Raw genomic sequence first — 15,307 nt, forward strand, 5'->3', positions numbered from 1 at the left:
ATTTGAGGAAAAAGAAGGAGATTCTCAATTTCCGTTGAATAAATATCTGTAATTATTACATATATATGGTCTGCTGAAGGAGGTGAAATACGTGTCAGATTGCATTTTCTGCAAGATTGCTGCAAAAGAAATACCTGCGAAAATTGTTTATGAAGATGATTGCATTGTTGCATTTCATGACATCCAACCCGTAGCACCTACGCACGTTCTAGTTATTCCAAAGGAACATATTCCTTCCATGGAGCAAGCAACGGAACATCACAAGGAACTGATAGGACACATTCACCTCTCCATCAGAAATATCGCAGAACAGCTGGGAATTCATGAGGACGGCTATCGCATCGTAAATAATTGCGGTGAGCAGGGGGGACAAACGGTTTATCACCTTCATTTTCATTTGCTTGGAGGACGACAGATGCAGTGGCCTCCGGGCTAAAAAAAACTTGCGTAAAGTCTAAAATTCATGTATAATAACATAGTATTGTACACATTTTCTAAAGGGGTATATAGCATTGAGCTTTGCTATAGACACAGCACAACGTTGCGAGCGGAGGGAGGGAAATTATATGTCACAAGTTAAAGTCGGAGAAAACGAATCTCTAGAGAGTGCTCTTCGTAGATTTAAGCGTTCATGTGCTAGAGCTGGTGTATTATCTGAAGTGAAGAAAAGAGAGCATTACGAAAAGCCTAGTGTAAGACGTAAGAAAAAATCAGAGGCTGCAAGAAGAAAAAACGCCAAGAAATATTAATAAGAGGTGAAGCGCATGGCCCTCAAAGAGAGATTAATGGAAGATCTCAAAACAGCCATGAAAGAGAAAGACCAACTTCGTAAGTCCGTTATTACAATGGTAAGAGCTTCTATCAAGCAATATGAAGTTGACCATAGGGTAGAACTTGACGATGAAGGCATTCTTGAGATTATGATGAAACAGGTAAAACAGAAAAGGGATGCCATAGAAGAGTTTGCGAAGGGAAACAGACAGGACCTAGTGGATGAAGCGAAGGCTGAAATAGATGTTTTAATGGAATATCTGCCACGACAATTGACAGCAGAAGAGATTGCGCAAATTGTCAGTGAAGTGGTAAAAGAAGTTGGAGCGAGCAGTGCCAAAGACATGGGCAAAGTGATGTCTGCGTTAATGCCAAAGGTGAAGGGCAGAGCAGACGGAAAATTGGTAAATCAAATTGTAAAGCAGTTCTTGCAATAAAAAGACCTAGCGATAGGTCTTTTTTTAATGGAATGCAATAAATTTCCAATTAACCAACCCATCAAGGATATGATATAATAAATAATATAGCCAGAAAATTTTGACACATGAGGGGACACGATATGAAAAAAATTGCCTATATCTTGGTGCTGGTTTCTTTTTTTATCATGGGGTTCTCCTTTGCATCTAAAGTATTTTCAGAGGAAGAAGTGGAAATGAAGATAATTCGGGGAAGGAATGGGCATACTATGGTTAAGGTGCTTACCCCTTCTAATCTTCAAAGAATATATATAGAAATATACCACATGGAAAGCAGGCTGCTGGCAGGAGTCCATGCCGACGAGTATGCACTGGAAAAAGTAAAGGGCAGTGAAAAAAATGTATTTTTGATTCATTCCAAGTACTTCGAAAACAAAAAGAATATTACTTTTAAAATATTTCCGGGAACTTCCAGGGAAGAAATTTTTCGGTTAGGGGATCTGGAAGAAATTTACGAAGGAGATGGGCCGCAGGATACGATGGAAAGTGTGAATGGATTCAAGGTAATGAGCTTTAATATTCATCATGGAAAAGATAAATTTGGATTTTACACCTTAGATAAGATCGGAAAATTGATTATGGATCATCGGGTGGATATCGTAGGGTTGCAGGAAGTGGACAAATATGTAGTTCGTTCGAAATTTGAGGATCAGGTAAAAAAAATTGCCAGTGAAACATCTATGCATTATGCCTTTGGATCCAATGTGCAATGGATGGGTGCGGAATACGGGAATGCCATTCTAAGCAGGTTTCCCATTGAAAGCTATCAGAATGTAAGACTTCCGGGACTCCATGAAAAAAGAGGTCTTCTGATCAGCAAGATTCGGGTAGGAGATAAAAGCATTAATTTTCTGGTGACCCATTTGGGATTGACAAGGGAAGAAAAGAAAAGACAATTTGGCGTGCTGCACAAGTATGTAGAATATTTAGGGGAAAGCACCATACTGGTAGGGGACTTTAACAGCAGGGCAGATCATGAGGGAATACAAAATTTAAAATATTATCTGCTGGATGCGGCTTCTGGAAGTGAACATTACGGTCAACATACCTATGACGGTATCGTTATGAAAACCCGCATTGATTATATATTTGTCAGCCCGGATATGAAAATTACCGATTACCAAGTGATTGATACCAATATTTCAGACCATTTGCCGGTGATGGCTTTCGTAGAATTTTAAAATATATAGGCGGCTAGGCTCTAAAAATTGAATCTGTGCTTTGATAAAGAAAAGGTTTTGTACAGCGGTGGCCCGTTACCAGCTACCAGTACTGGTGACTGGCAACTGACAGCTGTTCAAGAAATATAACCTTTGAAATGAATTCAATCTCAAAGTTGTAAATTTATATCAAAGATCAACCTTTTGCTTTTTAAGGGTTGATTTTGCATTTTCAGACATATTTATGACTTTTTCAATCAAAATGTTTAAGATTCTCAGATCCGGTATATTATACTATTATCAGGGAGGTGAAAAAGGATGGAGAAAAAAATAAGGACGATTTTGTTTCCCCTTGTTCTGTTGGTCATGATATTGTCTGCAATACCCATCCATGGGGAAAAGGGAGGAAATGTATATGTTATTCCTATTCAGGGCGAAATTGGTCCTGCAGTGACACAATTTGTAATTAAGGGAATTGAAAAAGCAGAAGCAGATCCTGATTCCGTTGCCATCATATTTGAGATTGATACCTTAGGGGGAAGGGTGGATCAGGCTACGCGAATAAGGGATGCAATCATGAAAACGCCCTTGCGAACGATCTCCCTTATTAATAACAAGGCGGAATCTGCCGGCGTGCTCATCAGCATTGCTTCGGAAAATATTGTTATGGCCAAAGGGGCTACCATCGGATCGGCTGAAACAATCCCGTATAATGAAAAAAATATTTCCTACTGGAAAGGTGAGCTGCGGACAACGGCGGAACAGCGGGGAAGGGATTCACGCCTGGTGGAGGCCATGGCAGATAGACGAATTGAAATCTCAGATCCTTACGAGGCGGGAAAATATATTGTACAAAAAGGGGAGTTATTGAATTTAACGACGCAGGAAGCGGAAAGATTAGGTTTCATCGATTATGTATCCAATAACTATGAACAAATTTTAAAGTTTTTCAATATTTCCTATGGAACGATTATTCCTGTAAAACCGGACTTTAAAATGACAATTGCCCAATGGGTTACAAGCTCTGTTGTACTTCCGATGATTTTAAGCATTGGTTTTATCGGGTTGCTGGTGGAAATTTTTACCCCCGGCTTTGGACTTGGAGGAACCGTCAGTCTGATTGCCTTTTCCATTTTCTTTGGAGGAAGCATCTTGGCAGGAAATGCAGGCTTCGCTGTAGTTTTGATATTTCTTACGGGTATTGTACTTCTGGTAATTGAAGCAATCGTACCGGGATTCGGAGCGCCGGGAATCGGGGGGATTCTCTGTATTATCATCAGCATTGTTTTAGCATCCGAATCTGTAATATTAGGACTCTCTTCTTTAGCTATTGCCTTTGTCATGACGGTGATTGCAGCCGCGTTGTTGTTGAAGTATGCACCAAGGAATAAGTATTTCGACAGGATCATCTTGGGCGTAGAATTGAGAAAGGACGCGGGATTCAGCTCAACGTCATCAAAAGGAGAGTGGTTAGGCTTAGAAGGTGTGGCTGTTACTCCTTTAAGGCCCGCGGGGACAATTGAAGTAAGCGGTGAAAAAATTGATGTAGTTTCCGAGGGGGAGTTTATTGAGAAGGATGAAAGGGTAAAAATTATGAAAATAGAAGGAAGAAGAATTGTTGTTAAGAAAATTAATTAGGAGGGTTTGAACTATGCCAACCATTATCATCTTTGGTATTATGTCCATTGTCGTATTGATGTTATTAGGATTGCTGTTTAGTTTTATTCCGGTAGGTCTATGGATTACTGCATATTTCTCTGGAGTAAAAATCGGTATTTTTACCTTGATCGGAATGAGGTTCAGAAGGGTTGCACCTTCCAGAATTGTGAATCCTTTGATTAAGGCAACAAAGGCAGGATTAAATCTGGATATTAACAAGCTGGAGGCCCATTATCTGGCGGGGGGCAATGTAAACAGTGTGGTGGATGCTTTGATTGCAGCCCAACGGGCTGAGATTGCCCTTGAATTCGAAAGGGCTGCCGCCATCGATTTGGCAGGCAGAGAGGTTTTAAGTGCCGTACAGGTCAGTGTAAATCCCAAGGTGATTGAAACTCCAAGAGTTTCTGCTGTAGCCAAAGATGGTATCGAAGTGATCGTAAAGGCAAGGGTAACAGTAAGGGCTAATATTGAAAGATTGGTGGGCGGCGCCGGTGAGGAAACAATCATTGCCAGGGTAGGAGAAGGGATTGTGACCACAGTAGGTTCATCCCAGAGTCATAAGGAAGTTCTGGAAAATCCGGATAAAATATCGAGAACCGTTTTAGGTAAGGGTCTCGATGCAGGTACGGCCTTTGAAATTCTCTCTATTGATATTGCCGATGTAGATATTGGAAGAAATATTGGTGCCCAACTGCAAACGGATCAAGCAGAGGCAGACAAGAGAATTGCTCAAGCGAAAGCCGAGGAAAGGCGTGCAATGGCGGTGGCAAAAGAACAAGAAATGATTGCAGCTGTCCAAGAAATGCGTGCCAAGGTGGTTGAAGCGGAAGCTGAGATTCCAAAGGCAATGGCAGCGGCTTTAAGAGAAGGAAAAATTGGTGTGATGGACTATTATAACATGCAAAATATTGTGGCAGACACAGATATGCGCAAGGCTATTTCAAAGATGGGAAAAGAGGATGAGAAAAATCCGCCAATGAAGAAGTAGCCGATAAGATCGATGGTATCAGCCAAAAGGATGTGAGCATATGGATGTTATATTTGATTTGCTGCCATTTTTAATCTTTATTCTTGCAGTGATTTCGAAAACTAAGAAAAAAACAGAGTCTTCCCATGGACGCAGCAGGGATCCAGGACACCGTCCTCAGGGACGAAAAGTGCCTGTCTATCCTGCGATGAAAATAGATGATTTCAAACGGATCGGCGGAAGAATCGGCGAAACCTTAAAGAGAGAAATTTACACGACCTTAGAGGAGGTATTGGGGGACGACTGGCAAAACAGAGGTGAAGAGCTGAAAGAGGACAAAGGGAAAATCATTGAGCAGTACAATGAAAAGCCTGAGAAGTCTGTGATTGAGAACATCAGTACAACGGAAACAAAAGAAGAGAATAAGGGCAAGGACGTTATCAAGGAGACAGAAATAGGAAAGAATCAACTTTCCATCAACAAGGAAAGTGTTCTCCATGGAATTATTATGGCGGAAGTTTTAGGGAAACCTAAAGCTGTTAAAAGATAAAAAAGGAGGCTGTAAAAGAATTATCTTTACAGCCTCCTTTTATCTTCATCAAGGGAGCTCAAAGCCTGTAAAATATTGTACTATGGCTTCATAGGGGTGCATAAAATTTATATATATAAAAGGAGGGAACGCTTTATGGATAGAAAAACAAAGGAAATCAAAGAAAGCATATCTGAACTGTTAGAGCTTCCCAAGGACATTGTGCTAGATCTTCCAAGAATAACAATGATTGGAAATCTTCAGATATATATTGAAAATCATAAGGGGATCATAGAGTATTCAAAACTTAGGATAAGAATCAATACAAAAAATGGGATATTGCGCATTGTCGGCAAAGATCTTCAAATCAAAACCATTATTACAGAAGAGATCATTATTACCGGAATCATCAATCAAATTGAGTTTGTAGAATAAAGAGAGGTGATCCATGTGCTGATTGTAAAGCTGTGGAATTTCTTAAGGGGGTATGTAGTGATACGCATAGAGGGTTTGACCCTTGAGAAATTTATTAATTATGCCATTGCCAGGGGAATATATCTTTGGGATATTGTGAGAATTGATTATACGACCTTAGAGGCAAAAGTAGGGCTTTCCGGCTATAAGGAATTGAGGCATATCGTAAAAAGGGCAGGATGTAAGGTGAAAATCAATATGAAAATCGGATATCCTTTTTTTATGCATAAAATCAAGGCAAGAAAAATGTTGATGTTTGGGTTTATGATTGCCATTTCCTTGGTCATCCTGACAACTTCTTTTATATGGGATGTTGAAGTCAGAGGGACGGAAAGCATACCCGAGGAAAAAATCGTTAAAACTTTATATGAATTGGGGTTGAGTCCTGGAATATTTAAATATAAATTAGATTTGGCAAGTATTGAAAATCAAATCATGATTGAGATGGAAGAGTTGGCATGGATTGGTATTGAAATTAGAGGAACAAAGGCCATTGTAGAAATTGTTGAAAAAGTCCATCCGCCGCAAAAAATACCCATGGAAATTCCTTGTGATATTATTGCATCAAAAAATGGAGTCATTGAGAAAATAATCGCTAAAAATGGAGATGCTATGGTTCAAAAGGGTGACATTGTAAAGGCAGGGAAAATCCTTATATCGGGTACTGTGATCAGGGAAGGGTCAGATCCAAGATATGTCCATGCTTTGGGAGAAGTTTTTGCGAAAACCTATTATGAAAAAAATGATGAAATGTCTATAATAAAAGTAAATAAAATCAAGACAGGCAATCGGTTTATAAAAAGAACGGTCAAAATCGGCAGTACACAATTAATGCTGAGCTTTGGAGATATACCTTTCAGCAACTATATTGTGGAGAGCAGGAAGAAAAGCCTGTTCCAATGGAGGAATATTCAAATCCCTGTCGAAATTATAATAGATGAATACTATGAAGTCATTGTTCAAAGAGAAAGGATAGATCCAGAAACTGTGAAAAAAGCCTTGATGGAAAAATTAACGGTGGAGTTGGCAAAACAAATGCCTCCACATATCACCATTTTGAATCAGGATATAAAATATCAAGAAGAAAATAATATCATTAGGGCCAAATTGACTATCGAGGCTTTGGAACAGATTGGAATTCAAAAGAGAATCAATATATTTTAATGACTAGGGAGGAGCATTATTTGGAACAACAGACAATGGAACGAAGAATTCGTATGGAGGAATTTGACTATTCCAAAGAATTATTTGGAAACTTCGATGAAAATATGAAAATTATCGAGGCAACATATCATGTTCATATTGTTTCAAGACAGGGAGAAATTGTAATCATTGGAAGTCAGCATGAGACCCAAAAAGCGGAAAATTTGATTTATAAGCTGATTGATATTTTGAAGACAGGAGAGGCACTGGATCCGCAAAAGATTAACTATTCCATCCAATTGCTGGAAAGTGGACAGGAAGGACAGATCAAAGAACTGCTTGACAATGTGATTTGCATTACGGCAAAAGGAAAACAGATTAAACCCAAAACCTTGGGACAAAAAAAATATACAAAGGCGATAAAAGAGAATGATATTGTATTCGGTATTGGACCTGCCGGGACTGGAAAAACTTATCTGGCTATGGCCATGGCAGTCAATGCATTTAAAAATAAAGAAGTAAGTAGAATTATCTTAACCCGTCCGGCTGTAGAGGCTGGGGAAAGTTTAGGCTTTTTGCCCGGAGATTTGCAAGAAAAGGTGGACCCATATTTAAGACCTTTATATGATGCCCTGTACGATATTTTGGGAGGAGAAACCTTCTTGAAATATAAGGAAAGAGGCATGATCGAAGTTGCTCCATTGGCCTATATGAGAGGAAGGACATTGGATGATTCCTTTATTATATTGGATGAAGCGCAGAATACTACTCGAGAACAGATGAAAATGTTTCTTACAAGATTGGGTTTTGGTTCCAAGGCGATTGTTACGGGTGATATTACCCAGATTGATTTGCCGAAGGGAAAAGAGTCTGGACTAAAACAGGCAATAGAAATACTAAACGATGTGGAAGGTATAGAATTTGTGTTTTTAAATGAAAGTGATGTTGTTCGGCATGCCCTTGTCCAAAGAATTATCAAAGCATATGACAGGTATGAGAAAGCAAAGGAAGTAAGTCACGGAAAGGTGATTGTCAGGACCAAAAAGTAAGCAAAGGATAAAGAAAAATGCATCATTAGGGGGAAATAAAATTGGCCTTTCTAACGCATGTTCAGGAACGGTTGGGGAAAAACCGACTGGTTAGATTGATTGGAAAAAGCCTTGCAAGTAAGTTAGTATTGTTCAGCATTTTTTTCTGTGTCGTTTTTTTTGGCACCATTACTGCCTTTTCTCCTGAAAAATACGAATTGGAGGTGGGACAGAAGTCCCCGATTGATTTTAAAGCACCTAGGGATTTGGAGGATCGCATTGCCACGGAACGTTTGATCAAGAAGGCCATTGAATCGGTGGAACCTAGGGAAAAGATTGATCCCACCATTCAAATTGATATCAAGAAAAAAATAGAAAAATTTTTCAGCAATTTGTATGAAATCCGGGAAAACCAGGATCTTTCCCATGTAGAAAAAGAAAAACAACTGGTAGAGAATAACGACTTAAATTTAAGTGATAAAGAAATTGCATTGGTCCTCAATGCTTCCAATAAAGAGCTTAAAAATATGGAGAGCTATATCTATGAAATTGTCCTGCAAGTGATGTCTACAGGAATCAAAGCTGAAGAACTGGAAAAAGAGAGGGTCAATATCACAAATTATTTTATGGGATTAAAAGAATTTTCTGAGGACATGCGGCTTTTCGGTATTCATATTGTCAATTCTTCCATTCGGCCCAATCGTTTTCTTGATGTGGAGACCACGCAACAAAAGCGGGAAGAGGCTGCAAAGAGTGTTGAAAAGGTCATTGTCAGAAGAGGAAATCTCATTATCAGTGCCGGGGAAACAGTAACCGAAGACAAGCTTCAGCTTCTGAAGGATGCGGGATTGGTGAAAGAAAACGGCAAAAAGGATTTTTCCCTATATTTTGGTGTAGGTCTATTTGTCATTGTCGTTGAAACATTATTGGCAGCATATATTTATGTTTTCAATAGGGAGCTGCTTCAATCCATATCAAAGATGTATTTGATTTTGCTGATATTTTTGTCCGTATATCTTATTTCTAAAACCTTATACGGTATTTCCTCCTATTTGGTGCCCGTAGCTGCTGCTGCAATGCTGCTGAGTATTTTAATTGATGCCCGATTGGCCATTGTCGTAAATGTAGCGATGGCTATCTTGATTACTGTGATGACAGGAAATAATATTGATTTTATGATCAGTTCCTTGGTGGGGGGGACGGTAGGAGCATTTTGTGCAACCCGCAGTCATCAGCGGGCAAATATATTTTTTTCGGGCCTGGCAGTCAGTTTAAGCAACAGCATTATCATTTTAGGGATGGGATTTATTGACAACGTGGAATTATCAAAGATTGCTATGGAAAGTTTTACGGGGATCCTCAATGGAGTCCTTTGTGCCATACTGACCATAGGTTCTTTGCCTTTATGGGAGACAACCTTTAGTATTTTGACTCCTTTCAAGCTTTTAGAATTATCCAATCCCAATCATCCTATACTGAAAAAGCTGCTGTTGGAAGCACCGGGTACTTATCATCATAGCGTAATTGTGGGAAACCTCAGTGAAGCGGCTGCCGATGCCATTGGGGCCAATGGATTGTTTGCCAGGGTGAGTGCCTACTATCATGATATCGGTAAGCTGAAGAGACCTTATTTTTTCAAGGAAAACCAGCTTACCCATGAAAACCCCCACGAAAAACTGACAGCAAGCTTAAGCACATTGATTATCACCAGTCATGTGAAGGATGGAATTGAAATTGCACGGGCCCATAAGATACCAAAGGAAATTGTGGATATTATTGAGCAGCATCATGGTACTACCTTGGTGAAATACTTCTATCATAAGGCTTTAAATAATGATGAAAATAATCCTATTGAAGAGGCCAACTACCGGTATGATGGTATCAAACCCCAATCCAAGGAAGCCGCCATTGTGATGTTGGCCGATTCCGTTGAAGCAGCTGTAAGAAGCATGCCAGAACACAGCAGTGATAAAATCAGCAAACTGATCGATAAAATTATAGAAGATAAATTGAAAGACGGGCAATTGGATGAATGTGATTTGACTTTAAAAGATTTGGAGAAAATTTCCCATGCTTTTCGAAGGGTGCTGGCGGGGATTTTTCATGAGAGAATTGAATATCCCGATTTAAATACAAAAACAGCGGAGGCGACACGATAGATGGAATTAATGATCGATAACAGACAGGAAATCATCCCATGGGACAAAAAAATGGAAACATTGATTGCACAGGCTGTGGAAATGTGCTTAGAAAAAGAAGGAATAACAAAGGATGTGGAGATTAGCATTTCCTTAGTGGATAATCAAGAAATCCGGGATTTGAATAGGGAATATAGGAATATAGACAAACCTACCGATGTTCTCTCCTTTCCTCAATATGATACATTAAAAAATCTCAAACCGCCTCTTTGTTTGGGAGATATAGTGATATCCCTTGAAAAAGCGCTGGAGCAATCGAAGGATTATGGACATTCCTTGGAAAGGGAAATCGCTTTTTTAACGGTGCATAGCATGTTTCATTTAATAGGATATGATCATGACACAGAAGAAAATACCCTGAGGATGCGGCAAAAGGAAGAAGAAGTTCTTCAAGCTTTGGGTATACTAAGAGAATAAGCGAGGTATTCTATGGGAAACAGAAAGTTAGTCGACAGTTTTAATGATGCCATTGATGGAATCATTTATACCTTAAAAACCCAAAGGAATATGCGCATACATTTCGCTACGGCCATCGGCGTATTGCTATTGAGTTTGTTTTTTAAGCTGTCAAAACTGGAGGTGCTGATTTTATTCTTTACCATTTCTTTGGTCATTATCGCAGAAATGATCAATACTTCCATCGAAGCTGCCATTGACCTTATTACCGATCGGTATCACGAATTGGCCAAAATTGCCAAAAACGTGGCGGCAGGAGCTGTATTCATTGCTTCGTTGAATGCAATCCTGGTAGCATATATCATTTTTTTTGATAAGCTGAATCTGGTAACGGAAATTGTATTGCATCGGGTAAGGCAAATGCCCGTGCATCTAACTTTTATTAGCTTGCTTATTGTCATTTTGATTGTGATTTCCATCAAGGCATTTCATGGTAAAGGAAGGCCCTTTCGTGGCGGGATGCCTAGTGGCCATGCAGCCATTGCTTTTTCTTTGGCAACGGCCATCGCTTTTATATCGGAGAATACGCTGATCATTACCTTAAGCTTATTCTTGGCTGTCTTAGTGGCGCAAAGCAGAATAGAATCCCAGATTCACAGTTTGTTTCAGGTGATTGCAGGGGCTGCATTGGGGGTATGTATTACATTGCTAATTTTTCAAACAATATATTAAGGGGAGTAAATGTTTTACTTCCCTTTTATCAACAATGCAAAACTAGTATTAGGAGGAAGCCTATTGTTTGCGTATGATGAGTTTATGAAGTCAGTCATCCTGCTTGTTCTGCTCACCTTGTCGGCCCTTTTTTCCGGTGCGGAAACGGCTATTACATCTATGAATATCATTAAGATTCGGCAATTGGAGAATAAAGGGGTAAAACAGGCTGCTGTATTAGAAAGATTGTTTCATGATTCCCATAGGATATTGGCAACGATTCTTGTGGGAAATAACATGGTAAACATTGCTGCTACCGCCATTGCAACGGAACTGATCTATAAATTTTTTCAGGGGAAGAATGTGACGGCCATTGTTACCTTTGTGATGACCCTAGCCATTTTGATTTTCGGTGAAATTACGCCGAAAACTTATGCCGCCAATCATCCGGAAAAAGTGGCAGTTCGTCTGGGAAGACCTGTTGAACTTTTATCTTATATTTTATACCCCATACTCAAGGTGCTCAATGCCGTTACAAGTTTTATCATTCGGCTGCTGGGAGGGAGCGTAGCGAGAGATAAAGTCCTCGTATCGGAAGAAGAAATCATGACCCTGGTTGACGTGGGAGAAGAGGCAGGGATTATTGAAAGTCAAGAAAGGAAAATGATCAATAGTATTTTTGAGATAGGAGATATTGAAGCATCGGAAGTCATGGTGCCTAGGATTGACATGATTTATCTGGAGGAGGATGCAAGTCTGGAAGAAGCATTGAATGTAGCTATTGAGCATGGGTATTCCAGGATTCCGGTGATTAAAGATACTATTGACAATGTAACGGGCATTCTGTATGCCAAGGATCTTTTGGCTTATTCCAGAAAGGCCGAGGGTCAAAATCAGGAAACGGGCATTAAAAAATTTATCCGTCCCGCATATTATGTGCCGGAGAGCAAAAAAGTCAATGAATTGTTGAAGGAAATGCAGAAAGAAAAGGTGCATATTGCCATTGTACTGGATGAATACGGGGGTACCTTGGGGCTGGTAACTATAGAGGATATTCTTGAAGAAATCGTGGGAGATATTTTGGATGAATATGATGCAGAAATTGATTTGATCGAACATTTAGGAGAAAATTCTTTAATCGTTAATGCAAAGGCATCGATCGAAGAAATCAACGAAGTATTGCACATTGAACTGCCGGAAGATGAATATGATTCCATAGGAGGATTTGTTTTCAACGCCTTGGGCAGGATACCGGTAAAGGATGATGCCATTGAATTTGACGATATTACGATTAAAGTCTTGAGTGTGCACAATCGAAGAATCAAACAACTGGAAATTATAAAAAAACCACGGGAATAGGCAGTGGGAAAGGAAGGGACGAGGGGGACCATGAAAGGGAATAGTTTTTTTTGCTTATTACTGGTGATTGTCGTTGCTTTTGCTTTATTTTCAGGATGTGCAAGGCCTGAACCGGCAGTTTCCGAAGGGGAAGTGATAGGATCAATAGAAGAAAAGAAAGAAGACTTGGAAATCGTACAAGATGAAGAAAGTACAGAGATAGAAAAAGAGGGCGTACCGTCACCCTTGAGCGGTATTTATACCAGGGAGGAAAATATTCAAAGAAGGCCCATTGCTGTGATGCTGGACAATCAGAGCAAGGCAAGGCCTCAAGCAGGCTTGGATCAAGCGGAGATTGTCTACGAAATGCTGGCGGAAGGGTGGATTACCCGATATATGGCAATTTTTTTGATCCATGAGCCGGAAACCATTGGACCTGTAAGAAGCGCTAGACCTTATTTTATTGACAAAGCCTTGGAATATGACGCCTTGTATGTACATGTGGGCGGAAGTCCCCAGGCCTTTGCAGATATAAAAAAATTAAAAGTGGCAGACATCGATGCCATGTCCAGGGGCGGCAACACTTTCTGGAGAAAGCCCCATAAAAAAGCACCCCACAATATGTATACCAGTGCCAGGGCATTGAGGGAGGCTGCTCAAAATAGCAATTACAAAAAAACAGGCGAGTTTGAACCTCTCCTTTTCCATAGGGAAGATAAAAGTATAGGAGGAAGTCCAGCATCCTATGTGGAGATTCCCTATTACAGAGATTATCATCCGAGCTTTCAATATAATGCTCAAGTGAAAAAATATTACCGGTTTATCAACGGTCAGCCCCATTTGGATGAGGTATCCAACGCCCATCTTTATGCAAAGAATATTATAATTCAGAAGTGCAGCACAAAAATCATAGATAGCGAAGGGAGACTGGAGATCGAAGTAACCGGTAAAGGAAGAGGATATTATTTAGCTAACGGAGAAATGGTGGAAATTACTTGGGAAAAAAAATCGCGAAGGGCGGGAACAAAATATTATGATGCCAATGGCGATGAAATCCGTCTAAACCCCGGAATTACTTGGATAGAAGTGATTCCAGACGATGTAGAGATTGTCTTTGAATAAAATGGGGAGGTGTCTTATTTGAACGAAAAAGAATTATTGCAAAAAGCTGAAGCAGCAAAAGAAATGGCATATGTGCCCTATTCACGATTTCCTGTAGGTGCTGCCCTATTGACAAAGAGCGGACGGGTCTTTACCGGCTGCAATATTGAATGTGCTTCTTACGGCGGCACCAACTGTGCTGAAAGAACTGCCCTATTCAAGGCCATTTCAGAAGGGGAGAGGGAAATCGAAGCCATTGCTGTGGTGAGCGACAATGAGAACTATACTTTTCCTTGCGGGATTTGCAGACAAGTGATTTTGGAATTTGGCAAGGATATCAAGATTATTTTGGGAAATAAAAATGGAGAAATAAAAGTTTTCACAATAGAGGAGCTGCTGCCCAACTGCTTTTCTGGGGCAGACCTAGAAAAGAAATAAGTAGAAAGAGGGTTTACCAATGAAATTCAAATCAGGATTTGTTACGATTATCGGAAGACCAAATGTGGGAAAGTCAACCTTGATGAATCAAGTTATCGGTGAAAAAATTGCCATTATGTCAGATAAACCTCAGACCACAAGGAATAAGATCCAATCGATTTACACCAAAGATCATTTTCAAATTATTTTTCTAGATACGCCGGGCCTTCATAAACCGAAAAACAAATTAGGAGAGTTCATGGTAAAATCTGCCCAGCAAACGCTGAATGAGGTGGATGTCATCCTGTTTGTGATTGATGATACAGCCAATATGGGACCGGGGGATACCTATATTCTCGAAATGCTGAAGACTGTAAAAACACCTGTCATCCTTGTCATTAACAAGATTGATAAGATTTCCCCTGATGATTTTGAAAGATTGTATCATATTTTTGCTGATCAGGGCATATTTAAAGAGATTATTGGAATATCGGCCCTACAGGATAAAAATATCAATAAATTAATCGAAAAAATTGTAGATTTATTGCCGGAAGGACCACAATATTTCCCCGCGGATATGATTACAGACCAACCGGAACGGGTCATTGTAGGCGAGATTATACGGGAAAAACTGCTGCATTATCTGCATGAGGAGGTACCTCATGGGGTTGCGGTAGAAGTAACTGTGATGCGAAAAAGGGAAGAACAGGATATTGTAGATATCAATGCTACAATTTATTGTGAAAAAAAATCCCATAAGGGAATCATTATCGGCAAGAACGGAAGAAAATTGAAGGGAATTGGGAAAAGTGCCAGGGAAGATATTGAAAGACTGCTGGGTTCCAAGGTCTTTTTGGAACTGTGGGTGAAGGTAAAAGAGGATTGGAGGGACAATGAGAGCACATTATCCTACTTAGGATATAAATGATGGATGAGGTA

17 protein-coding genes are annotated in these 15,307 nt (G+C 39.8%); all 17 read left to right on the forward strand.

Features of this window, described 5'->3' with window-relative positions; translation table 11 throughout:
* The first annotated feature begins 91 nt into the window (after positions 1-91).
* The 17 genes from AN619_RS06600 to era all read left to right on the forward strand — a co-directional run bounded on the left by AN619_RS06600 (position 92) and on the right by era (position 15,296).
* Complete coding sequence (locus AN619_RS06600; protein WP_068555935.1) at positions 92-436, forward strand: histidine triad nucleotide-binding protein; 345 nt, start codon at positions 92-94, stop codon at positions 434-436.
* 130 nt (positions 437-566) lie between these two features.
* Positions 567-749 carry a 30S ribosomal protein S21 gene (gene rpsU, locus AN619_RS06605; protein WP_068555936.1) on the forward strand — a complete coding sequence of 61 codons (183 nt, stop codon included), beginning with the start codon at positions 567-569 and terminating at the stop codon, positions 747-749.
* A 15-nt stretch (positions 750-764) separates the two neighbouring features.
* On the forward strand, positions 765-1,208 hold the full coding sequence (locus AN619_RS06610) for a GatB/YqeY domain-containing protein (RefSeq protein WP_068555937.1): 444 nt from the start codon (positions 765-767) through the stop codon (positions 1,206-1,208).
* 122 nt (positions 1,209-1,330) lie between these two features.
* Positions 1,331-2,428: an endonuclease/exonuclease/phosphatase family protein gene (locus AN619_RS06615; RefSeq protein ID WP_068555938.1), complete on the forward strand. Its 1,098-nt coding sequence runs from the start codon at positions 1,331-1,333 to the stop codon at positions 2,426-2,428.
* 297 nt (positions 2,429-2,725) lie between these two features.
* Positions 2,726-4,045, forward strand: a complete 1,320-nt coding sequence (locus tag AN619_RS06620) for an NfeD family protein (RefSeq protein ID WP_068555939.1) — start codon at positions 2,726-2,728, stop codon at positions 4,043-4,045.
* Positions 4,046-4,058: 13 nt separating this feature from the next.
* Positions 4,059-5,054 carry a flotillin-like protein FloA gene (gene floA, locus AN619_RS06625; RefSeq protein WP_068555940.1) on the forward strand — a complete coding sequence of 332 codons (996 nt, stop codon included), beginning with the start codon at positions 4,059-4,061 and terminating at the stop codon, positions 5,052-5,054.
* Positions 5,055-5,094: 40 nt separating this feature from the next.
* On the forward strand, positions 5,095-5,583 hold the full coding sequence (locus tag AN619_RS06630; protein WP_068555941.1) for a hypothetical protein: 489 nt from the start codon (positions 5,095-5,097) through the stop codon (positions 5,581-5,583).
* 135 nt (positions 5,584-5,718) lie between these two features.
* Entirely contained in the window at positions 5,719-5,997 is a 279-nt protein-coding gene (gene yqfC / locus AN619_RS06635; protein ID WP_068555942.1) for a sporulation protein YqfC, read from the forward strand.
* A 15-nt stretch (positions 5,998-6,012) separates the two neighbouring features.
* Positions 6,013-7,200 (forward strand): sporulation protein YqfD, encoded by a 1,188-nt coding sequence (gene yqfD / locus AN619_RS06640; RefSeq protein WP_068555943.1) that lies wholly within the window; start codon positions 6,013-6,015, stop codon positions 7,198-7,200.
* A gap of 35 nt (positions 7,201-7,235) precedes the next feature.
* A complete protein-coding gene (locus AN619_RS06645) occupies positions 7,236-8,228 on the forward strand; it encodes a PhoH family protein (protein ID WP_068556070.1) in 993 nt (330 codons plus the stop codon).
* Positions 8,229-8,269: 41 nt separating this feature from the next.
* Complete coding sequence (locus tag AN619_RS06650) at positions 8,270-10,366, forward strand: HD family phosphohydrolase (protein WP_083525016.1); 2,097 nt, start codon at positions 8,270-8,272, stop codon at positions 10,364-10,366.
* The gene (gene ybeY, locus AN619_RS06655; protein WP_068555944.1) at positions 10,367-10,822 is read left to right on the forward strand and encodes an rRNA maturation RNase YbeY; all 456 of its coding nucleotides are present in this window, start codon (positions 10,367-10,369) and stop codon (positions 10,820-10,822) included. It begins immediately after the preceding gene.
* A 12-nt stretch (positions 10,823-10,834) separates the two neighbouring features.
* Entirely contained in the window at positions 10,835-11,533 is a 699-nt protein-coding gene (locus tag AN619_RS06660) for a diacylglycerol kinase (RefSeq protein WP_068555945.1), read from the forward strand.
* 63 nt (positions 11,534-11,596) lie between these two features.
* Positions 11,597-12,871 (forward strand): hemolysin family protein, encoded by a 1,275-nt coding sequence (locus AN619_RS06665; protein WP_157064937.1) that lies wholly within the window; start codon positions 11,597-11,599, stop codon positions 12,869-12,871.
* A 30-nt stretch (positions 12,872-12,901) separates the two neighbouring features.
* Positions 12,902-13,972, forward strand: coding sequence for a DUF3048 domain-containing protein (locus AN619_RS06670; RefSeq protein WP_068555946.1), 1,071 nt, complete (start codon positions 12,902-12,904; stop codon positions 13,970-13,972).
* Positions 13,973-13,990: 18 nt separating this feature from the next.
* Positions 13,991-14,389: a cytidine deaminase gene (locus AN619_RS06675; RefSeq protein ID WP_068555947.1), complete on the forward strand. Its 399-nt coding sequence runs from the start codon at positions 13,991-13,993 to the stop codon at positions 14,387-14,389.
* A 19-nt stretch (positions 14,390-14,408) separates the two neighbouring features.
* Positions 14,409-15,296 (forward strand): GTPase Era, encoded by an 888-nt coding sequence (gene era, locus AN619_RS06680; RefSeq protein WP_068555948.1) that lies wholly within the window; start codon positions 14,409-14,411, stop codon positions 15,294-15,296.
* Positions 15,297-15,307 lie beyond the last annotated feature (11 nt).

It is taken from the genome of Thermotalea metallivorans (assembly GCF_001562415.1).
Taxonomy (GTDB): Bacteria; Bacillota; Clostridia; order Peptostreptococcales; family Thermotaleaceae; genus Thermotalea; species Thermotalea metallivorans.